This is a genomic window from Allobosea sp. NPDC055353, from assembly GCF_053644975.1.
Genome location: NZ_JBSHMC010000002.1, coordinates 1,167,860 through 1,188,869, shown reverse-complemented (window position 1 = coordinate 1,188,869; position 21,010 = coordinate 1,167,860). Strand labels below are relative to the sequence as shown.

Here is a 21,010-nt window from a genome sequence, read left to right as displayed (position 1 = left end):
CGATGACACCACAACCCATCGACCAGGCCGGCGGGCGAGGCTTCAGGGCCTGGCTGGCGGCCCCCGTCCCGTCCTCGCCTTTCCAGGCGCGGATGCAGCAATTGTCGCTGAAGTGGTGGCGGCTCAGGGCCAACCCCGCTGCCATGTTCGGCCTCGCCATCATCGTCCTGATCGCGCTGGTGGCGCTGTTTGCCCCATTGGTCGCAACCCATGACATCTACGCGCAGGACCTGACGAACCGGCTGCAACGGCCCTCTGGCGCGCATTGGTTCGGCACCGACGAGCTCGGCCGCGACATCTTCAGCCGGCTGGTCTTCGGCGCGCGGATCACGCTCTACATCGCCATGCTGACGGCGGTGATCGCGGCGCCGCTCGGGCTGATCGTCGGCACCACCTCCGGCTATCTCGGCGGCTGGGTCGATACCGTGCTGATGCGCATCGTCGATATCTTCCTGGCCTTCCCGAGCCTGGTGCTGGCGCTCGCCTTCGTCGCTGCGCTGGGGCCCAGCATCGACCATGCGATCATCGCGATCGCGCTCGCCGCCTGGCCGCCGATCGCCCGTTTGGCGCGGGCCGAGACGCTCTCGATCCGCAAGTCCGACTATATCGCGGCTGTGCGCCTGCAGGGTGCATCGCCGCTCCGGATCATCCTCGGCCATGTCGTGCCGATGTGCATCCCCTCCGTCGTGGTGCGCATCACGCTGAGCATGGCGTCGATCATCCTGACGGCGGCCGGCCTCGGCTTCCTCGGTCTGGGCGCGCAGCCGCCGAGCCCGGAATGGGGCGCGATGCTGGCGTCGGGCCGCGAGTTCATCCTGACCAATGGCTGGATCGCCGGCATTCCCGGCCTTGCCATCCTCGTCACCAGCCTGGCCTTCAACCTGTTCGGCGATGGCCTGCGCGATATCCTGGACCCCCGCCATGGATAAGCCGCTGCTCGAGGTCGAGGACCTCTCCGTCACCTTCAAGGGCGCGCATCGCTCGGTGCAGGCGGTGCGTGGCATCTCCTTCAGTGTCGGCCGCGAGAAGGTCGGGATCGTCGGCGAATCCGGCTCGGGCAAGTCGCTGACCGGGCGCACGATCCTGAAGCTGACGCCGAAGGCGGCGACGATTGCCGCCAAGAAGCTGTCCTTCGACGGGATCGACCTCATCGCTGCCAGCGAGCGCCGGATGCGGACGATCCGCGGCAACCGCATCTCGATGATCCTGCAGGACCCGAAATTCTCGCTCAATCCGCTGATGCGGGTCGGCGAGCAGATCACCGAGGCCTACCGCCTGCACCACAGGGTCGGCGGCAGGGAGGCGGAAGCCAAGGCACTCGCCATGCTGGAAGCGGTGAAGATCCGCGATCCCGCGCGTGTCTTCAGGCTCTATCCGCACGAGGTCTCGGGCGGCATGGGCCAGCGCATCATGATCGCGATGATGCTGATCCCGGAGCCCGACCTGATCATCGCCGACGAGCCGACCTCGGCGCTCGACGTCACCATCCGGCGGCAGGTGCTGAGCATCCTCGACGAGCTGGTGACCCGGCGCGGCGCCGGGCTGATCTTCATCAGCCACGATCTCAACCTCGTGGCGGATTTCTGCGACCGTGTGCTGGTGATGTATGCCGGTCGCATCATGGAAGACATTCCGGCGCGTGAATTGCGCAATGCGCGCCATCCCTACACCCGCGCCTTGCTCGACAGCCTGCCGCGGCTCGACCGGCCAACGGACGTGCTGCAGGTGCCGAGCCGCGATCCGGCCTGGCTCGACGGGCCGACCCTGCAGAGCGGGAGCCGGCCATGAGCGCCGTTGATCTGGCGGCGAACCGCCCGGCTGCACTCACGGTCAGCCAGCTCTCCGTGGTTTTCGGCCGGGGCGCCTCGACGCTGAAGGCGGTGGACGACGTCTCCTTCACGCTCGGGCATGGCGAGGCTTTCGGCCTGATCGGCGAATCCGGTTGCGGCAAGTCGACGGTGCTGCGCGCGCTTGCCGGCCTCAACAGCGAGTATGCCGGCACGATCAGCTTCCGGGATCGCGAAGTGCCGCACAAGCGCGACAAGGCCTTCTTCCGGCGCGTGCAGATGGTCTTCCAGGACCCTTATTCCTCGCTGCACCCGCGCAAGATGGTGCAGAACGTGCTGGCCGAGCCGCTGAAGATCCACGGCTTCGACAGGGCCCAGGAACGCATCGACGCGATCCTCACCGCCGTCGGCCTCGGGCCGTCCTTCCGCTACCGCTTCCCGCACGAGCTCTCGGGCGGGCAGCGCCAGCGCGTCGCGATCGCGCGTGCGCTCATCATCGAGCCGGAACTGCTGCTGCTGGACGAGCCGACCTCGGCGCTCGACGTCTCCGTGCAGGCTGAGATCCTCAACCTGCTGAAGCAACTGCGCCGCGACCGCGACCTGACCTATCTGATGGTCAGCCACGATCTCGCGGTCGTGACGCATCTCTGCGAGCGCGTCGCGATGATGAGCGAGGGCCGCATCCTCGAAGAGATGAGCGCCGAGGATGTCCGGGCCGGCCGTGCGCATGAGCCCTATACGCGCGAATTCCTCGAAGCGAGCGTCGGTTATCGCCCGATCGCGTGAGCGGCCGGGCTACGGAGGATCAGATGATGGATGAGGCAGTGATGACGGGCGAAGCCTTGCGTGCGGAGCATTGGCCGGTGAATGGCTGGGAGAGCGTCGCGCCGGAGTCGGCGGGCTGGTCGCGCGAGGGGCTCGACCGGGCCTGGCGCTATGCTGACACCATCTCGACGGCGACGGTGATGATCGTGCAGGGCGGGCGCGTGGTTGCGAGCCGTGGCGATCTCGCCCATCGCTACCAGTGCCATTCCGTCCGCAAGAGCTTCCTCAGCGCGCTGATCGGCATCCATGAGGAGGAAGGCCGGATCGACCTGTCGCGAACGCTCGCCGATCTCGGCATCGACGACAAGGACGGGCTGAGCGATCGCGAGAAGGCCGCGACGATCTACGATCTGCTGACGGCACGTTCCGGCATCTTCCATCCCGCCGGCTACGAATCGCCCTGGATGAAGTCGATCAAGCCGCCGCGCCATTCGCAGCCGCCGGGCGCCTTCTGGTTGTACAACAACTGGGATTTCAACGCGCTGGGCACGATCTTCACGGCGCTGACCGGCGCCGGCATCCATGACGATTTCCTGGCGCGGATCGGCCGCCCGCTCGGCATGGAGGATTTCTGCCTCGACGGCGAGCGGCGCGACGGCTGGCTGGAGCCGGACGATTGCTCGGTTCACCCCGCCTATCCGTTCCGGATGTCGACGCGCGACCTCGCCCGCTTCGGCCTGATGTTCCTGCGGCAGGGCCGTTGGCACGACGAGCAGGTCGTGCCGGCCAATTGGGTTGCGACCAGCGTGTTGCCGCTCTCCGATGCCGGGCCGCGTGGCGGCTATGGCTATATGTGGTGGACCGAGCGCTCCGGCGCGGGCTTCCCCGGCGTCGTGCTGCCCGCGGGCAGCTACAGCGCGCAGGGCGTCGGCGGGCAGAACTGCCTCGTCATTCCCTCGCTCGACCTCGTGATCGTCCACCGCGTCAACACCGACCTCAAGGGCACTGAGGTGAATCGCTTCGCCTTCGGACGCCTGCTGCGCCTGATTCTCGAAGCGCGCCAGCCCGGCTGAGAGCGCGTCAGGCGATCGCCGAGACGGGATCGCGACGGGCGCGGGCAAGGCTTTCTGGCTGAGCCGGCCGGCTGCTCTCGCTGACGGCAGTCCAGAACTGCTCGACGGGGAGGCGGCTCTGCTGCCTCGCCCGATAGAGCCGGATCTCGGCCGAGACGTACCAGGAGGTATCGGCTGCCGGTACGAGCTGGCCGCTGCGCAACTCCTCCACGACCAGGCTTTCCGGCACCTAGGCGACGCCGCGCCCGGCTAGGACCATGGCCTTGAGGCCGACCGACATCGGGTTCTCGTAGACGGTGACGAGTGGCGTTGGCCGCTCGGCGAAGAGCAGGGCGAGCCGCCGGGCGAAGAAGGTCGAGCTGCCATAGCTCAGCAGACGCACCGGTGCGTCGCCACAGCGGAAGGCATGGAGCGGCTCGCCATTGCTGTCGGGGATCGAGACGGGGATCGCCCGCTCGGTGCCGAGGCGGTGATGGGTGAACTGTTCGGGGTCGAGTTCCGGCAGCACCGACTCGTGGGCATAGGTCAGCAGGAAATCGCATTCGCCCTGGTTGAGCAGCGCGACATTGCCGTCGAAGGATGAGCGCTGGTCGCAGAACCGCGTCTTCAAGGGGCCGAGCGTCTCTTCCAGACGGCGGATGAGGCCGGGGAAAAAGGTGAGCGACAGGGTGTTCAGCGTGGAGAAGATCAGCGTCTCGGCGGCGTCTTCATGCTGTTGGCGCAGCTCCTGCCGCGCGCTCTGCACCTGCCTCAGAATCTCCTGCGCGCGGGGCAGGAAGGTCCGGCCCGCCTCCGTCAGGCGGATCGGGTAGCTGCTGCGGTCGAACAGCGGCGAGCCAAGCCAGTCCTCGAGCTGCTTGACCCGGCGGCTCAGCGCCGATTGCGTGACGTTGCGCTCACGGGCGGCGCGCGAGAAGCTGAGCGTGGTCGATAGGCTCAGCACGTCTTCCAGCCATTTCAGCTCCATCGCCCGCCTCCGCGCATCCGCGCAGGATGCCATGGCAGCCCCGGCCACGCCAGAAGCGGGCCGGGATAGGGGCGCGCGGTCCCGGCCGTGCTAGCGCGCGGCCTCGACCTCGCGCAGGCAGATCTTCAGCCGGTCGAGGATCATCTCGACATCGTCGGCGCCGACCGTCAGCGGCGGGCGGATCTTCAGGATGTTGTCGGCCGGTCCCTCGCGCCCGACGAGGATGCGCATGTCGCGCAGGCGGTTCATGACATGAGCGGCCGCGTCGGTGGCGGGCTCCAGCGTCTCGCGATCCGTGACCAGCTCCAGCCCGAGGAAGAGGCCGATGCCGCGCACGTCGCCGACGCAAGGGTAGTCCGCCATCAGCGTGCGCATGCCGGCGAGTAGCTTGTCGCCCATGGTCTTGGCATTGGCCGAAAGCTCTTCCTCCTCGACGATGTCGAGCACTTCGTAGGCGATGCGGCAGGACAGGTTCGAGCCGCCGAAGGTCGAGAAATACTCGGGTCCCTCAGCGAAGCGCTCGGCGATGGCGCGGGTGGTGATGAGCGCGCCGATCGGGTGGCCGTTGCCGAGGGGCTTGCCCAGCACGACGATGTCGGGGCGTACGTCCTGCTGCTCGAAGCCGAAATAGTAGTCGCCGAGGCGGCCCAAGCCCGTTTGCACCTCGTCGGCGATGCAGATGCCGCCGGCGGCACGGATGCGCTCGTAGACCGCGGCGAGATAGCCGGGCGGCGGGATGATCTGGCCGCCGACGCTCGGGAAGGTCTCGGCGATGAAGCCCGCGACCTTGCCCCCGCGTTCTGCGATGGCCGCGAGCGCGCCGTCGACCTGCTCAGCGTAATGCAGCGCCCGGTCAGCATCGTCGCGGCGGAAGCGGCCGCGATAGTCGTCGGCGACGTCGATAAGCTGCACCCAGGGCTTGCGGCCGCCCATGTTCGGCTTGTTGAATTTATAGGCGGAGATGTCGATCGCGCCCGTGGTGTTGCCGTGATAGCCGTGATCGGGCGTGACGATGTCGTAGCCGCCGCTCGCCGCACGAGCCAGGCGCAGCGCCAGTTCGTTGGCTTCCGAGCCGGAATTGACGAAGAAGCAGACCTCCAGCTCCTTGGGGAGCTTCGCCGTCAGGCGCTCGGCCAGCGCCATCGGTGCCGGATGCAGATAGCGCGTATTCGAGTTCATCCGCGCAAGCTGGTCCATCGCGACCTTGCGGATGCGTGGATGGGCGTGGCCGACATGCGGCACGTTGTTATAGGCGTCGAGATAGGGCCGGCCCATCGCGTCGAAGAGATGATGGCGCCAGCCGCGCAGGAAGGTGATCGGCCGCTTGTAGCTGAGCTTGAGATTGGCGCCGAAGCGGGCCTTGCGCTCGGCCAGCAGCGCGACCTCGTCGATCGCCTGATAGGCGACGGCCTCGTCGGGCAGGTTGAGCAGGGCGGCGGGGTTCGGGCAGATCGCCTGCCAGAGCGCCCAGTCGTCGGGATCGGCGACGCCCGGCCAGTCATGGCCCATGCCGTCCAGCGTCAGCGCGAGCTGGAAATGCAGATGCGGCTCCCAGCCGCCATTCTCCTCGGCCGGCCCGAGCTTCGCGAAAGCCTCTCCGGCTGCGATCTCCTGACCGGGCTTCAGCTTGGCCGCGCCATCGGCGGCGAGATGGCCGTAGAGTGTGTGGAAGACGTCGCCTGCGGGCGTGCGGTGCTCAAGGATGACGACCCCGCCATAGTCGAGATGGCCCTTGCGGTTCTCCGCCAGCGCGACCTTGCCGGCGAGAGGCGCGCGGACCGGTTCGCCGGCCGGCGCGAAGACATCGATTGCCATATGAATGGTGCGGCGGTTCGAGGCGAGCCAGCGGCCCTTGCGGAAGGCCTTGTCGGTATAGACCAGACGCGGCTCGCCATATTGGCCGAGCCACCACTCGGAGGTGATGCCGAGCCCGGTGCCGAGGTTGCGGGCCTCGTCGGCGCGCAGTTCGAACGGGTTCTGCGGGATCGTCGCCTCGGCAATGCCGAGCGAGCCGACCGGCAGGCCATCGAGCGCGCGGCTGAGCACGGGCGCGAAGCTGCCGCGCTGCGCGGCGATCCAGCTCGCGATGCGGCCGGCGGCATCGGTGACGGGCAGGCCGCAGGCATTGCGCAGGCGGGCGCCCATCAACTCGCCGTCGATGGCGGGATTCTCGAGAAGGCGCCAGGCCGGGGCCTGCGAGATCGTGACGTAAGGGTCGTTCGGGCGGCCCTTGGCCTCGATCGTCGAGTTCACGACGCTGACGGCGAGCCGCATGCGGACGAGCGGCCAGATCAGGCCGATCTCCTCGGGGCTGAGCGCCGAGACGCCGTGATAACCAGCGACGAAAGCCGCGAGCGCGGCTTCCGGCGTCTCGTGGTCGAGGATGGCGTAAGCCGCGGCGATGGCGATCTCGCAGACGCGCGGGCCATGGGTCATGTCGCCGAAATCGATCAGGCCACTGATCCGGGCGGGTTCGCCGAGGCGCGGCTGGACGAGGATGTTGAAGTCGTTGAGGTCGTTATGGATGGTCTGGCGCGGCAGCCTGTCGAGCGCGGGCTTCAGCGCCTCGAAACCGGCGACGATCTCTGCCACGAGCTTGCGGCGCGAGCCTTCCAGCACGTCGAGATGCGGCTTGATCCAGCCGGCCTCGGTCAGGTCCCATTTCGCGGCGTCCGGCGCGGCCGTGACCTTAAAATCGTGGAGGGCGAGATCGAGACGCGCGGTCAGCGCGCCGAGTTCGGCGAGGACGGCAGGCGGTTGCGGTCCGGCTTCGCCCATCGGAATGCCCGTGAAGGCGCGCTGGACCCAGACCATGCGCCGGTCGCCCTGGGCGTCCGCCACCTCCTGCCAGAAGCGGTTGCCTTCGGCGGGGAGGAGGCGCGGCAGCGGCAGTGTCGGATCGGCGGCAAGCGCGTGACTGATCGCGGCGCATTGCTGGTCGACGAGGGCGGGCTCGCCCTGCGGGCGCATCGCCTTGACGATGACATCACCTTCGCCGGTCCGGCCGCGGAAGTTGAGGTCATATTCGCCGCCGAGCTGCCGCAGCCCGCCATCGATCCCGAACTGCTCGGCAACCCCACGCAACCAGACGTGTTCCATCATCTCTCCCCCTGGCCGGATCGAATCGACCGGCGCCGTCTTCCATAGCCAGAAAGACGGCGAGTTTGCTCCCGCAAAGTTTGCGGGACGACAGTCGCCGGGTTGCGTGGAGCGAGGACGCTTGTCATTCCGGGGCGCGCCGAAGGCGCGAATCCGGAACCCACGACCGGGTGAGACATCCCGTGTTCGGTTGCCGGCCGCTCACCCAGTCGTGGATTCCGGGTTCTCCGCTACGCGAAGCCCCGGAATGACAATCAGGCCTGGATCGGCTCGCCGGACAGCCAGCGCTGTTTCGCCCGCCCGATCGCCTCGCGCACTGTATCGGGCGCGGTGCCGCCATAGCTGCGGCGGCTGCGGACGGAATGCTCGGGCGCCAGCACTTCGAAGACCGCTTCACTGATGCGCGGATCGACCGAGCGCATGGCGTCGAGATCGAGCGCCTGCAAGGTGCAGCCCTTCGCTTCGGCCAAGGCGACGACGCGGGCGGTGATGTGATGGGCATCGCGGAAGGGGATGCCGGCCTCGCGCACCAGCCAGTCGGCAAGGTCGGTCGCAGTCGGGAAGCCGCGGTCGAGGAAGGCGCGCATGCCCTCGGGGCGCACGGTGAGGTCGCGGACCATGCCGGTCGTGGCGGCGACGCAGAGTTCGACCGTCTCCAGAGCGTCGAACATCGGCTCCTTGTCTTCCTGCATGTCCTTCATGAAGGTCATCGGCAGGCCCTTGACCATCACCAGCATGGCGGTGAGCGAGCCGACCACGCGGCCGGTCTTGCCGCGCACCAGCTCGGCCGCGTCCGGGTTGCGCTTCTGCGGCATGATCGAGGAGCCCGTGGTGAAGGCGTCCGACAGCGCGATGAAGCGGAAGCCGTCGCTGCACCAGAGCGTGATTTCCTCGTTGAGGCGCGAGAGATGCACGGCCAGCATCGAGCAGCAGAACAGCAATTCGCAGATATGGTCGCGCGCGCCGACCGAATCCATCGAGTTCTCGGTCGGCCGGGCGAAACCCAGTTCCGCCGCGGTGAACTGCCGGTCGATCGGGAAGGCGGTGCCGGCGAGCGCGGCGGCGCCGAGCGGCGAGACATTGGTGCGCCGGCGCGCGCCGGCCAGGCGCTCGCGGTCGCGGCCGAACATCTCGACATAGGCCATGAGATGGTGGCCGAAGGTCACAGGCTGAGCGACCTGCATATGGGTGAAGCCCGGCATGATCGTCCCGGCATGCTCGCTGGCGCGCTCGATCAGGGCTTGTTGCAAGTCGCGGATGGTGCCGTCGAGAGCGTCGATCGCGTCGCGCATCCAGAGGCGGACATCGGTGACGGCCTGGTCGTTGCGGCTGCGGGCGGTGTGCAGGCGCCCGGCCGGCTCGCCGATGATCTCCTTGAGCCGCGCTTCCACATTCATGTGGATGTCCTCGAGATCGATGCTGAACTGGAGTTCGCCGCGATCGATCTCGCCGCGGATCTGGTCGAGCCCGGCCTGGATGCGCTCATTGTCGGCGCTCGCGATGATGCCCTGGCGGGCCAGCATCGCGGCATGGGTCTTGGATGCCGCGATGTCCTGCCGGTAGAGCCGGTAGTCGAAGCCGATCGAGGGATTGATCCTGCGCATCACATCGGCCGGCGCGGTGGTGAAGCGGCCGCCCCACATCTTGTTGGCACCGGGGTTCTGGTCGGACATGATGGGCTCTCCGGGAGCGGCTGCGACATGGTCGCCAAGGGATAGCAATCGAGATTTGGACTGTAAATTCCAAAATCGACCTTGACGTCCAAATGATGCCCATCATACTCGCGATGAGATGCGGTGGATCGGCCGCCGCGGGATTGGGCAGCATGAAGATCGAAGAATTCACACTGGAGCGCATCCAGTCGCTCTACGAGAACACCGTCGAGTTCAATCTCTCCGACAGCGGCGTCCATCCCTATTCGCTGAACGAACTGCTCAGCGCCGATGAGCGCGCCAAGCTGATGGAGGTCGAGCTCGGCTATGGCTGGACCAATGGCGCGGTCGAACTGCGCGAGGACATCGCAAAACTCTATCGCAACCGGACTTCAGACGAGGTGATCGTCACCAACGGTTCGGCTGAAGCCAATTTCCTGATGGTGATGTCGCTGATCGAGCCGGGTGACGAGATCGTCGTCTTCGTGCCGAACTACCTGCAGATCTGGGGCTGGGCGCGGGCGATCGGCGCGACGGTCAAGGAAGTGAAGCTGCGCGAGGAGCTGGGCTGGACGCCCGATCTCGACGAGGTTCGCCAGGCGATCACGCCGCGCACCAAGCTGATGACGATCTGCAACCCGAACAACCCGACCGGCAGCCTGCTCTCGCGCGAGACGATGGACGCGCTGGTCGAGATCGCCCGGGCGCAGGGCTGCTATCTGCATGCCGACGAGGTCTACAAGGGCGCGGAGCTCGAAACCGACGAGCCGCCCAGCTTCGCCGATCTCTATGAAAAGGCGATCATCACCAGCGGGCTCTCCAAGGCGATGGCCTTGCCCGGTCTGCGCATCGGCTGGCTGGTCGGGCCGGCCAAGGACATCTACACCGCCTGGCAGAACAAGGATTACACCTCGATCACCACGAGCGCGCTGAGCGAGCACATCGCCCGCATCGTCATCCAACCGGCCAAGCGCGCCGAGATCCTGCAGCGGAGCAAGACCATCCTGCGGGAGAACCTCGCGCTGCTGGCGAACTGGGTGAAGGCGAATGACGAGTTCTTCTCCTTCGTGCCGCCCAAGGCCGGCGGCATGGCCTTCATCAAATACAGCCACTCGATGAACTCGACCGATCTGGTCCATCGTCTGCGCGAGGAGCGCGGCATCATGCTGCTGCCGGGCGATGTCTACGGGATGGACGGCTATATTCGCATCGGCATCGGCGCGCCCGGCGACCATCTTTCAGCCGGGCTTGAGCGCTTGAGCGACTATCTCAAGTCGCAGCCGCGCTAGAGGCTTGCGCATGACGCCGGAACTCGCCCCCTATCTGCCAGTCTGCGATGCGGTGGCGCTGCTGTTCCGGCCGCATGCCGAGGTCGTGCTGCACGATCTCGGCTCGCAGCGCGTCGTGCATATCGCCGGCAATTTCTCGCAGCGCGTGCTGGGCGAGCCCTCGCTGCTCGACGAGATCGGCTTCGACCCGAACGAGACGATCATCGGGCCCTATGAGAAGGTGAACTGGGACGGGCGGCGGCTGAAATCGATCAGCATCGTGCTCTCAGTCGGGGCCAAGGCGGTCGGCGTGCTCTGCATCAATGTCGATGTCTCGCAATTCCACGCGCTGATGCAGACGCTGTCCGCTCTGGCGACCGTGCCGGCCGGCGTCGAGAAGCCGCAGGCCTTGTTCAAGGAAGACTGGCACGAACGGATCAACGAGTTCGTGCAGCAATGGACACAGAGCCGCGGGCTCGCGGTGACCAGCCTCAGCCGGGCCGAGAAGCGCGAATTGGTGGCGGACCTTGCCGCGAACGGCGCCTTCGGCGGGCGCAATGCCGCCGCCTATATCTCGCGCATCCTCGGGCTCGCCCGCGCGACCGTCTACAACTACCTCAACCAGGCCAACGAGATCCCGGATGCTTGACCTGTCGCGTGCGGAGATCGAGGCCGCCGTCGATCTCGACCGGGCTTTCATCGCGCTGGAGGACGGTTTCAAGGCGGCTGCGGCCGGGCAGGTGCAGATGCCGCCGGTCGGGTATCTCGGTTTTCCCGCGCATAACGGCGATTGCCATATCAAGTTCGGCCATATCGCCGGGGATTCCATCTTCGTCGTGAAGATCGCGACGGGATTCTACGACAACCCGGCCAAGGGCCTGCCGACGACCAGCGGCATGATGATCGCGCTCTCGGCCGAAACCGGCGTCGTCGTCGCGATCCTGCGCGACGAGGGCTGGCTGACCGATCTCAGGACGGCGCTGGCCGGCGCCATCGCGACGCGGGCCGGGATGCGGGCCGACGCGTGCCGGATCGGGATCGTCGGTGCCGGCACGCAGGCACGTTTCCAGATCCGTGCGGCCGCGCATCTGCTGCGCGAGCGGGAGCCGGTGTTCGCATGCTGGGCACGATCGCCGGAGAAGCTGGCGGCGCTGCGAGGTGATCTCGAAGCGGAGGGCATTGCCATCGAACCCGTTTCAGAGCTGGAGGCTCTCTGCGCGCGGTCCGATGCGCTGATCACCGTGACGCCGGCGGCCCAGCCGATCATCCGCGACGACTGGATCAGGCCCGGCACGCATATCACCGCGCTCGGCGCCGATGCGCCTGGCAAGCAGGAGCTGGATACCGCTCTGGTCGCGCTCGCCGATACGCGGATCGCGGATTCGCTGGAACAGAGCCTCGACCATGGCGAATTCGCCGCTGCCGCGGCTGTGGGGCTGATCGATGCGGGCGATTGCGTCGAGCTCGGGGCCGTGCTGGCCGGTGACGTGCCGGCGCGGCGGTCGAACGACGACATCACCATCGCCGACCTCACGGGGATCGCGGTGCAGGACATCGCGATCGCGCGGGTGGTGCTGGACGGGATCGGGCGCGAGGGCGACGCGTAGCGCCGCCCTTTCGGGGCGCTTCAGCCCTTGTGCCGCGCCAGGAAGCGATCCATTCGCGTCAGTCCGTCGCGCAGCATCTCTGTCGGCACGCCGATGCCGATGCGGATGTGGTTCTCGATGCCGAACCAGCTTCCGGCGACGACGAAGACGCTCTCCTCCTCGCGCAGCTTCTGCGAGAAGACCTCGGACGGCATGTCGAGCGGATAGCGCAGGAAGGCCATGCCGCCGGCCTGCGGGCGCCGCCAGGACCAGTCGTTATGCTGTGCCATCCATTGCGCCACGAGATCGGCATTGCTGCGCAGCAGATCGCGGCCACGCGCGAGCAGGCGGCCACGCGTCTCCGGGCGCATCACCTCTTCGGCGAGGATCTGGCTGAGGATGCCGCTGCCGATCGTGGTGTAGTCCTGCCGCTCGGCCGCGCTGGCGACGATCTCTGCCGGCGCGACGATCCAGCCGAGGCGCAGGCCGGGGCAGGCGAAGGATTTCGACAGGCTCGAGGTTATGACGACCTTGGGATAGCTGCCCCAGAGCGTCTCGGTCTCGGCGCCATCGATCTCGCCGCCGCGATAGATCTCATCGACCATCAGCCAGGCGTCGTTGCGCCGGGCGGCCTCGACCAGGGCGGCGCGGCTGGCGGCCGAGAGGACGCTGCCGGTGGGATTGGCCGGGTTGGTCACGGCGATCGCTTTGGCGCCGGCGGCGACCTTGGAGAGATGGGCAGGGTCGATCTGCCAGTCGGTATCGCCGGAGAGTTCCAGCCGGCGGATGTCGAAGCCGAGCGCACGGCCCAGCCCATCGATCTGCATGAAGTTCGGCAGGGCGAAGACCAGGGAATCGCCGGGCTCGAACAGCGCCATCAGGGCGATCATCGTCGCTTCGGAGGAGCCGTTGGTGACGAGCACGTTCGCGGCGGTGGCGCCAGGATACCAGGAGGCGATGTTGCTGCGCAGGTCCGGCCGGCCATCGGTCCAGCCATAGCCGAGCGGCTGCTTCAGCAGGTCGCACGCGGCCTGTTCGCCCAGGATGTCCTCGATCGACCAGGGATGGACGCCGCTCTCGGTCAGGTTGATCTCGACGTCGTTCTCGAAGAGCGTCTGATTCCGCTCCATCTGGAAAATGTCGAACTTCAAGCGAGCCTCCCGCCTTGCGGCCTATCGACTGCCGCCAGAGCGGCTGGGCATTCACGGCATCTGTGAGGGCGGGCGAGAGGCAGGTCAAGGAAAATTTAGACAATTAGTCTAATTTGGACTTACTGTTTATCTGGCCGAAGGAGCCGGCTTCGTAGCGCACTCGTCACGAGGAAATCCTAAAGCGAAGACGGCAGCCGACCCGACTCCGGATTTTCTCTCCGCCTTGCCGGGAACCGCGGCCGCCCTATATCGTTGGCCAGCCATGTTTGAATCGCCGATGCCTAGCTCGAATTTCCGCTTTCCCGGTGTCCTGAATTCCCAGGAATTGCTCGTTGCAGAAGCCGTCCAGGCCAGGGCCTGGGCTGCGATCGGGCATGACGACAGGCTCGATACTGAGCTGGAGTCTGAGGCCCGCGACCGGCTCGGGCGCATCATCCTGCACCTGATGTCGAGCGCCTCCGACTCAGTTTCGGACCTCACTTCGGCGGCCGTCGCCGAGTTCAAGGCGACCCGGCCGACAATCCGTGTGGAGTTGTCCGGGCGGCGGGGCGGCTAAGCTTTCTCGTTTCCTAACGAAACACGCGGGTCATCCCGGGCGACCGAAGGGAGACCCGGGATCCATTCCGGAACGGTTCAGGCATGGATCCCGGATCTCCGCTTCGCTGCGTCCGGGATGACCCGCGCTTTGTGCTGAGATGGCTGCCAGAATGAGTGAGGTAGGCCTCACTCATTCTGTTATTTCTGATCCGGTGGCTCAATGCGCGGCCATGTCGAGCGGCGGCTCGACATCGTCCGTGATCGGGTTGGCGAAGGGGTTCTTGGCGCGGAACGCCGCGAACTCGTCCTTGGCCGCCTTGAGCAAGGCAGGGTCGTTCAGCACATCCGTGGCGACGCCGGCCATGGCCTTGGCCGCCAGCGCGAGGCCCTTGTGGGCGGCCGGGGCGAGGCCCTGCGCGACGAGCTGCCAGGAATGGCCGGGCGTACCGATCGCGTAGCAGGCGGTGCGGCACTGCACGGTCGGAACGACCCAGCTCACCGTGCCGACGTCGGTCGAGCCGACGGAGGTGTCGTTGCCGGCGCCGAGCGGGTAGATCTCGTCGCTCAGCGCCTCGCCCTCCTTCGGCTTCAGGTCGAAACGGCCATAGGCGGCGGCGATGTCCTGCGCGCTCAGCGTCTTCTGGAACTTGGCGGCGAAGGCATGGTCGGCGGCGTCGAAGCCGGGGCCGCCGAGCGCCAGCAGATTGGCCTGCATCGTCTCTTCCAGCGGGCGGTTGCCGACGAGGTTCGCGTCGCCCGAAAGCTGCTTGATCGCGACCGTGGTCTCGCTCATCAGGGCGGCGCCCTCGGCGATCTTCTTCACGCGGGCGACGAGCTCCCACATCTCGGAGAGCGTCGCGGCGCGGATCAGCTGGCGCGTCGTCGCCGTGGCCTGCACGACATTCGGCGCGATGCCGCCGGCATTGATGACGGCGTAGTGCACGCGCGCCGTCGAAGGCATGTGCTCGCGCATGTAGTTCACGCCGATATGCATCAATTCGACCGCATCGAGCGCCGAGCGGCCGAGATGGGGGGCGGCGGCGGCATGCGAGGCGCGGCCCGAGAAGGTGAACTCGATCTCGACGCAGGCCAGCGAGAAGGCGCGGTTGACGCCGTTGAACGAGGCCGGGTGCCAGCACAAGGCGATATCGACATCGTCGAAGGCGCCGGCGCGGACCATGAAGCCCTTGGCCGAGCCGCCTTCCTCGGCGGGGCAGCCATAGTAGCGCACGCGGCCCTTGAGCCCGTTGGCGGCGAGATAATCCTTCACCGCCGCGGCAGCGAGCAGCGAGGCCGAGCCCAGCATGTTATGGCCGCAGCCATGGCCGTTGCCGCCGGTCTCGACCGGGGTCTCGGTCGCATTGCCGGCTTCCTGGCTCAGGCCCGGCAGGGCATCGAACTCGCCCATGATCGCGATGACCGGGCCACCTTCGCCGGCTTCGCCGACGACCGCGGTCGGCAGGCCGGCGACGCCGGTCGTCACGCGAAAACCTTCGCTTTCCAGCATGGCGCCGTGCTCGGCGGCGGAGCGGACCTCCTGATAGTTCAGCTCCGGCATGTGCCAGATCCGGTCGGAGAGCCCGAAATAGGCCGGGGCCTTGTCGTCGATCCGACGCCAGACATCCTTGCTGTTGCTCATGGGAAGACTCCTCCTGCGCGGGTCGTATCGGCCCGATTCCGTGGCAGTTTCTGGCATGGTGCGCGGAGGGCTCACAAGCGAGCCGAGGGCAGGGTTCACCTGCGTTGGGGGTAGGGCGTGCGGATGCCGGGGGCCCGAGGAGCAGGCGCGGACGAACGAAGCCGGTTGTCCCGAAAAGATTGTGCGGGGTCGAATACTTTCAGATTGAAATCATTCAATTGTGAGCCTTCTTTCAAATTTGAAGCTCTGGTCCGCTTATTCGCCGGTTCGTTCGCTTTCGTGCTTTCTCTCGGGAGAGGTTTCTGCGATAGGGCGAGCGACATCTTCATATGACAGTGCTGACATGAAACATCATTCACTCGGGATTGCCTCGCTCGCTGCCGTTCTCGCGATCGGTTCCTTCGCCTCGCCTGCCCTGTGGGCGCAGGAAGAGCCGGCGGAGCGGCCAGCCGCAGCCGCACCGCAACGATCTGCGCCCCGTCCGGCCCCCAAGCCTGCTCCGAAACCGGTGGCCAAGCCGGCCCAGCCCGTCGCGCAAGCCCCGGCCGCTCCGGCCGTCAGCCAGCCGGCCGCCCCGGCCGCGACGCTGCCGAACGGCGCCACCGCGATCAACGAGACCTATGGCGACTGGACCGTCGACTGCCGGATCGCCAACGGGCAGCGGCTCTGCGTGCTCCTGCAATCGCAGGGCAACAGCCAGACCGGCCAGCGCGTCTTCGCCATCGAATTGCGCGCGCCGAAGGATGGGCGGGCCGAGGGCACGATCCTGTTCCCGTTCGGGATGAAACTGGAGAACGGCGCGGTGCTGCGGCTCGACGACAAGGACCTCGGCCAGGGCCTGCGCTTCTCGACCTGCTTGGCGCAGGGCTGCCTGCTGCCGATCTCGTTCCCGACGGTCGCGACCGATGCGATGAAGGCCGGCAAGGCGCTGACAGTCGCGGCGCTGAACCTGTCGAACAACGAGCCGGTCTCGTTCAATGTCTCGCTGGGCGGTTTCGGCGCTGCGCTGGACCGCATCGCGCAGATCGACAAATAGCCGGTAATCGGACCGGGCGCATGATTGGTGATTTCCGGCGCCTTGCTACGGCGCCGTAGCGGAAATCACCAAATGTGCCCGCGGCGACACAGAAATTTGGCTCGTTCTGCCAGTGCTTCCATGCATGATCGGTTGCACTGGGGAGTTCGAGCCGAAATCCATGACAACAGATCCGCGCCTGCCGTTTCTCGCCGAGCTGGAGAAGAAGATCCTCTGGCTGGCCTCGTGGACGATCCACAACGCCAACCATATCCGCCAGAACGAGGACGGGATGAAGGTGGGCGGGCACCAGGCCTCTTCGGCCTCGCTCGCCACGATCATGACGGCGCTCTACATGGCCGCGCTGAAGCCGCAGGACCGGGTCGCGGTGAAGCCGCACGCCTCGCCGATCTTCCACGCCATCAACTACCTGATGGGGTTGCAGACCCGCGAGAAGCTCGAGAACTTCCGCGGCTACAAGGGCGCGCAGAGCTATCCGTCCCGCACCAAGGATATCGACGACGTCGATTTCTCGACCGGCTCGGTCGGCCTTGGCGTGGCGCAGACGCTTTTCTCCTCGCTGACCCAGGATTACGTGAAGGCGCATGGCTGGGCGAAGGGCCGGCCGGAAGGCCGCATGGTCTCGCTGATCGGCGATGCCGAGCTCGACGAGGGCAATATCTTCGAGGCCCTGATGGAGGGCTGGAAGCACGGGCTGCGCAACACCTGGTGGGTGATCGATTACAACCGCCAGTCGCTCGACGCGGTGATCCGCGAGGGCCTCTATGACCGCTTCGAGACGATGTTCCGCAATTTCGGCTGGGACGTCGTGACGCTGAAATACGGCTCGCTGCAGCAGGCCGCCTTCAAGGAGAAGGGCGGCGAGCGGCTGAAGGCCTGGATCGATTCCTGCCCGAACCAGCTCTACTCCGCCCTGACCTTCCAGGGCGGCGCGGCCTGGCGCAAGCGCCTGATGGACGATCTCGGCGACCAGGGGCCGGTGACCACGCTGATCGAGAAGCGCTCCGATGCCGAGCTCTCGAAGCTGATGTGCAATCTCGGCGGCCATGACCTGCCGTCGATTCTCGAAGCCTTCGAGGCGATCGACCATGACCGGCCGGTCTGCTTCCTCGCCTACACCGTCAAGGGCTTCGGGCTACCGATCGCCGGGCACAAGGACAACCATGCCGGGTTGATGACCAAGGAGCAGCTCGACGGCTTCCGCAAGGCGAACGGGGTCCGCCCCGGCCATGAATGGGATCTGTTCGAGGGGCTCGATCTGCCCGAGAGCGAGATGCGGGCCTTCCTCGACAAGGTGCCGTTCTTCTCGCAGGGGCGGCGGCGCTTCTCGGCGGCCAAGCTGCCGGTGCCGGCGAAGCTGGATGCCGGTATCCAGCCGTCGATGTCCACCCAGATGGGCTTCGGCAAGGTTCTGGACGATCTCGCCAAGACGGGCGGGCCGCTGGCGGACCGGATCGTGACGACGGCGCCGGACGTCACGGTCTCGACCAATCTCGGACCCTGGGTGAACCGGCGCGGGCTCTTCGCCAAGGCGTCGATGGCCGACACCTTCAAGGACGAGCGCATTCCCTCGATGCAGAAATGGGAATTCTCGCCGAAGGGGCAGCATGTCGAGCTCGGCATCGCCGAGATGAACCTGTTCATCAATCTCTCGGCGCTGGGCCTGTCGCATTCGATCTTCGGCGAACGCCTGATCCCGATCGGCACGCTCTACGATCCCTTCATCTCGCGCGGGCTCGATGCGCTGAACTATGCCTGCTACCAGGATGCGCGCTTCATGGTGGTGGCGACGCCGTCCGGCGTGACGCTGGCGCCGGAGGGCGGGGCGCATCAGTCGATCGCGACACCATTGATCGGCATGAGCCAGGACGGGCTCTGCTCGTTCGAGCCGGCCTTCGTCGACGAGCTCGCGGTGATGATGCGCTGGTCCTTCGACTACATGCAGCGCGACGGCGAGGGCGACCCCGACGAGCGCACCTGGCTGCGCGACGAGACCGGCGGCTCGGTCTATCTCAGGCTCTCGACCCGGCAGGTCGAGCAGCCGAGCCGGGCGATGACGCCGGAACTGGAACGCGCCATCATCGACGGTGCCTATTGGCTGAGGAAGCCGGGGCCGAACGCCTCGGTCGTCATCGCCTATACCGGGGCGGTGGCGCCGGAGGCGATCGAGGCGGTGGGCTTGCTGGGCGAGGACCGGCGCGATGTCGGCCTGCTCGCGATCACCTCGGCGGACCGGCTCAATGCCGGCTGGCAGGCGGCGGAACGGGCGCGCCAGCGCGGCAACCATGCCGCGACCAGCCATGTCGAGCGTCTGCTCGGCGAACTCTCGCGCGATTGCGGCATCGTCTCGGTGCTGGACGGGCATCCGGCGACGCTGGCCTGGCTCGGCAGCGTCCATGGTCACCGGCAGAAGGCGCTCGGTGTCGAGCATTTCGGCCAGACCGGCACGGTCGCCGATCTCTACCGGCATTTCGGCATCGACGCGAACGCGATCGTCCATGCGGCGAACGCGGCCGCGCCGGGGCGGCCGGTGCGTTATCTCAGGGCGTTGCCGGAATAGGGTGCTTCAATGAAAGGTGTCATCCCGCACGCGCTGCGGCACGCAGTGCTGCTGCGCAGATACGGGATCGCCTGACGAAAAGGCGCCTTTTCCTGAGGACGGTCCCGTGTCTGCGCAGCAGCGTTTTACGCTGCGGCGCGCACGGGACGACAGGCGCCTTTCACGACGGCCGCCCTTAAAAGAAGGCGCCTCTCAGAAGCGCGGCGTCGCGAAGGTATTCGCGAAGGGGTTCGTGCCGGCGCCGATGCGGCCGGGCAAAGTGCCTTCGCCATAAAGCTCGCCCGTGCTGGCATAGACCGGCGAAGCCGACATGTGCTGGCTGGCATAGCGGTTCAGCGAGCCGACCGGCACGACATTGCCGGGATCGAGATAGCTGCGCTTCTGCACGGTGACGCGCAGCGGACCGCGGCGGTTCTGCGCTTCGGCGATGCTCGCCATCACGGTCGAGGCCGTAATCGTGACGGCGAGGAGGGCGGCAACGCGCTTAAACGACATCATGACGGCAATCTCCGGGAGTGGGCTGATCCACTCGATGTAAGCATCCCAAATCCGGCGCAAAGGCTAGCATCGCGTCGTTAACAACTTTGTTAGCGGGGGCGACGGGTCTTCTTGGAGCGGCGCGGCCGTGGCTCGGGTATCGGCTCGGCGGTTGCGGTCTTCATGCGCAAGGCCGGCAGCGTGCCATTCGCGTCGAGCCAGGAGACCTTGCGGCCGGTCGCCGACAGGTGCGGATTTGCGCAGCCTGGCTGGCGCTGGAGTTCGCTGCGGGCAAACGCGGCGCGCAATTCGGGTTCGGCGCCTGCATTGGCGAGGTCGAGCCTGTCGATCAGACAGGTCAATTGCTTGCGGTCGCTGGGTCTGGCGCCGGCGCACCACCAGCCGCTCATCGCGAAGGGAGCCTCGGATCCGACCGTGCGGAAGGCGAGGCAGGTGCGGCTCCCGGTGCCGCCGCTGAGAACGACATCCGCGGTTTCGAGCGCGCCGAAGCGGGTCTCGATCGCGGCCGGCGCGCTGCTGCGCTCGACGGCGAGGCTGCGGAGCGCTGCGGCGTGAACGAGCGCGATCGTGAAGGAGCCGGAGCTGGCGGCGATGCCATCTCCCGTCTTCAGGCGCAGCGAGAGATGCGATTCCGTTCCGGCGAAGCTGCCGAAGTTCAGCAGGTCCTCGCGCTGGCTGCCATCCCGGCTGCGGCGGGCTTCGATCGCGGGCGCCTCTCGTCCGAACTCAGGGGCTTCGAGATTGAAGATCGCGATCGGGCGGGAGATCGCGAGCCAGTCGGTTTCCGTCGCGGCGTGCAGCGGTTTGCGGCCGAGAGCTGCGTTCTGCGTCGTGGCGGCGGCTACCGGTGAGGTCAGGCTGGCGAGTTGGGGCGGGTCCTCGCCGTTTGCCGAGAGGCTGGTGACGAGCGCGGCCGTCAGGCTGATGCCGCCGAGCGCCGCTGCGATGCGCCAGGCGAGGGCGCCCGGCAGGCCGAAGCCACGGCGCGGCACAAGGCGACTGCCCAGGCGGCAGAGCGCACGAAAACCGGCTTCGATCCGATCGGCGGACGTAATCAGAAACGGGACGAGGTCGACCTTCGCAGCCCATGCCCAGGTCCTGCGGCACAGGGCGCCGGCACGGAACAATCCGGGCCGGAGCTGCCGCAGCACGGGCTGAAGCCGTGACATCCATTCGTCCGAACGCAAATGCAACCGGTTACTCCCGCAGGGCGCGATCACCACGCGATCCTCATTCCGGCGGGCAGGCTGGACGCTGAGAGTCGCCGCCGGGTTACCGGGAACGGGCGATCGGCCGGCAGCGTGAACAAGAGGTCAACGGGCAGGGTTAACGGGCAGAGCAGGGCTCCTCGCACGGGGGAGATTGACTTTTCGTCGCCGCGGGTGTTCTGAC

Annotated in this window: 18 protein-coding genes and 1 pseudogene; 11 read left to right on the top strand and 8 right to left on the bottom strand. The window is 66.9% G+C overall.

Annotated elements, in window-relative coordinates:
• The first annotated feature begins 2 nt into the window (after positions 1-2).
• From ACWIEX_RS19050 to ACWIEX_RS19030, 5 genes and pseudogenes are all read left to right on the top strand, one after another.
• Positions 3-929, top strand: a complete 927-nt coding sequence (locus ACWIEX_RS19050; protein WP_454034534.1) for an ABC transporter permease — start codon at positions 3-5, stop codon at positions 927-929.
• Positions 930-999: 70 nt separating this feature from the next.
• Positions 1,000-1,458 (top strand): annotated as a pseudogene (locus tag ACWIEX_RS19045) (ATP-binding cassette domain-containing protein); the annotation flags it as partial.
• Positions 1,459-1,602: 144 nt separating this feature from the next.
• A complete protein-coding gene (locus ACWIEX_RS19040; RefSeq protein ID WP_454034814.1) occupies positions 1,603-1,788 on the top strand; it encodes an ABC transporter ATP-binding protein in 186 nt (61 codons plus the stop codon).
• On the top strand, positions 1,785-2,573 hold the full coding sequence (locus ACWIEX_RS19035; RefSeq protein ID WP_454034533.1) for an ABC transporter ATP-binding protein: 789 nt from the start codon (positions 1,785-1,787) through the stop codon (positions 2,571-2,573). Before ACWIEX_RS19040 ends, ACWIEX_RS19035 begins: the two co-directional genes overlap by 4 nt.
• 23 nt (positions 2,574-2,596) lie before the next feature.
• The gene (locus ACWIEX_RS19030) at positions 2,597-3,625 is read left to right on the top strand and encodes a serine hydrolase domain-containing protein (RefSeq protein WP_454034532.1); all 1,029 of its coding nucleotides are present in this window, start codon (positions 2,597-2,599) and stop codon (positions 3,623-3,625) included.
• Positions 3,626-3,632: 7 nt separating this feature from the next.
• On the opposite strand, the gene ACWIEX_RS19025 is transcribed toward ACWIEX_RS19030, so the two are convergent.
• The 4 genes from ACWIEX_RS19025 to argH all read right to left on the bottom strand — a co-directional run bounded on the left by ACWIEX_RS19025 (position 3,633) and on the right by argH (position 9,364).
• Entirely contained in the window at positions 3,633-3,854 is a 222-nt protein-coding gene (locus ACWIEX_RS19025) for a hypothetical protein (RefSeq protein WP_454034531.1), read from the bottom strand.
• Positions 3,855-4,592: a LysR family transcriptional regulator gene (locus ACWIEX_RS19020; protein WP_454034530.1), complete on the bottom strand. Its 738-nt coding sequence runs from the start codon at positions 4,590-4,592 to the stop codon at positions 3,855-3,857. It lies immediately after the preceding gene.
• A 90-nt stretch (positions 4,593-4,682) separates the two neighbouring features.
• Complete coding sequence (locus ACWIEX_RS19015; RefSeq protein WP_454034529.1) at positions 4,683-7,691, bottom strand: aminotransferase class III-fold pyridoxal phosphate-dependent enzyme; 3,009 nt, start codon at positions 7,689-7,691, stop codon at positions 4,683-4,685.
• Between the two features lie 254 nt (positions 7,692-7,945).
• The gene (gene argH, locus ACWIEX_RS19010) at positions 7,946-9,364 is read right to left on the bottom strand and encodes an argininosuccinate lyase (protein WP_454034528.1); all 1,419 of its coding nucleotides are present in this window, start codon (positions 9,362-9,364) and stop codon (positions 7,946-7,948) included.
• Between the two features lie 152 nt (positions 9,365-9,516).
• Between argH and ACWIEX_RS19005 the strand changes: the two genes are divergently transcribed.
• From ACWIEX_RS19005 to ACWIEX_RS18995, 3 genes are read left to right on the top strand one after another with little or no spacing between them, the layout of a single operon-like run.
• Positions 9,517-10,632, top strand: coding sequence for an aminotransferase class I/II-fold pyridoxal phosphate-dependent enzyme (locus ACWIEX_RS19005; protein ID WP_454034527.1), 1,116 nt, complete (start codon positions 9,517-9,519; stop codon positions 10,630-10,632).
• A 10-nt stretch (positions 10,633-10,642) separates the two neighbouring features.
• Positions 10,643-11,260, top strand: a complete 618-nt coding sequence (locus ACWIEX_RS19000) for a helix-turn-helix transcriptional regulator (protein WP_454034526.1) — start codon at positions 10,643-10,645, stop codon at positions 11,258-11,260.
• A complete protein-coding gene (locus ACWIEX_RS18995) occupies positions 11,253-12,218 on the top strand; it encodes a Rossmann-fold NAD(P)-binding domain-containing protein (RefSeq protein ID WP_454034525.1) in 966 nt (321 codons plus the stop codon). The genes ACWIEX_RS19000 and ACWIEX_RS18995 overlap by 8 nt, the downstream gene beginning before the upstream one ends.
• Positions 12,219-12,238: 20 nt before the next feature.
• On the opposite strand, the gene ACWIEX_RS18990 is transcribed toward ACWIEX_RS18995, so the two are convergent.
• Positions 12,239-13,348 (bottom strand): aminotransferase class I/II-fold pyridoxal phosphate-dependent enzyme, encoded by a 1,110-nt coding sequence (locus ACWIEX_RS18990; RefSeq protein WP_454034524.1) that lies wholly within the window; start codon positions 13,346-13,348, stop codon positions 12,239-12,241.
• 277 nt (positions 13,349-13,625) lie between these two features.
• Here ACWIEX_RS18990 and ACWIEX_RS18985 point away from each other — a divergent pair, with 277 nt between their 5' ends.
• Entirely contained in the window at positions 13,626-13,904 is a 279-nt protein-coding gene (locus tag ACWIEX_RS18985) for a hypothetical protein (protein WP_454034523.1), read from the top strand.
• Between the two features lie 198 nt (positions 13,905-14,102).
• On the opposite strand, the gene ACWIEX_RS18980 is transcribed toward ACWIEX_RS18985, so the two are convergent.
• Positions 14,103-15,524, bottom strand: coding sequence for an amidohydrolase (locus tag ACWIEX_RS18980; protein ID WP_454034522.1), 1,422 nt, complete (start codon positions 15,522-15,524; stop codon positions 14,103-14,105).
• Between the two features lie 343 nt (positions 15,525-15,867).
• Here ACWIEX_RS18980 and ACWIEX_RS18975 point away from each other — a divergent pair, with 343 nt between their 5' ends.
• Together ACWIEX_RS18975 and ACWIEX_RS18970 are read left to right on the top strand one after the other, a co-directional pair.
• Positions 15,868-16,560, top strand: a complete 693-nt coding sequence (locus tag ACWIEX_RS18975) for an invasion associated locus B family protein (RefSeq protein WP_454034521.1) — start codon at positions 15,868-15,870, stop codon at positions 16,558-16,560.
• 160 nt (positions 16,561-16,720) lie between these two features.
• A complete protein-coding gene (locus ACWIEX_RS18970; protein WP_454034520.1) occupies positions 16,721-19,120 on the top strand; it encodes a transketolase-like TK C-terminal-containing protein in 2,400 nt (799 codons plus the stop codon).
• Positions 19,121-19,312: 192 nt separating this feature from the next.
• Here ACWIEX_RS18970 and ACWIEX_RS18965 read toward each other — a convergent pair whose 3' ends face one another.
• Positions 19,313-19,618, bottom strand: a complete 306-nt coding sequence (locus ACWIEX_RS18965; protein WP_454034519.1) for a hypothetical protein — start codon at positions 19,616-19,618, stop codon at positions 19,313-19,315.
• Between the two features lie 89 nt (positions 19,619-19,707).
• Complete coding sequence (locus ACWIEX_RS18960; protein ID WP_454034518.1) at positions 19,708-20,787, bottom strand: hypothetical protein; 1,080 nt, start codon at positions 20,785-20,787, stop codon at positions 19,708-19,710.
• Between the last annotated feature and the right edge of the window lie 223 nt (positions 20,788-21,010).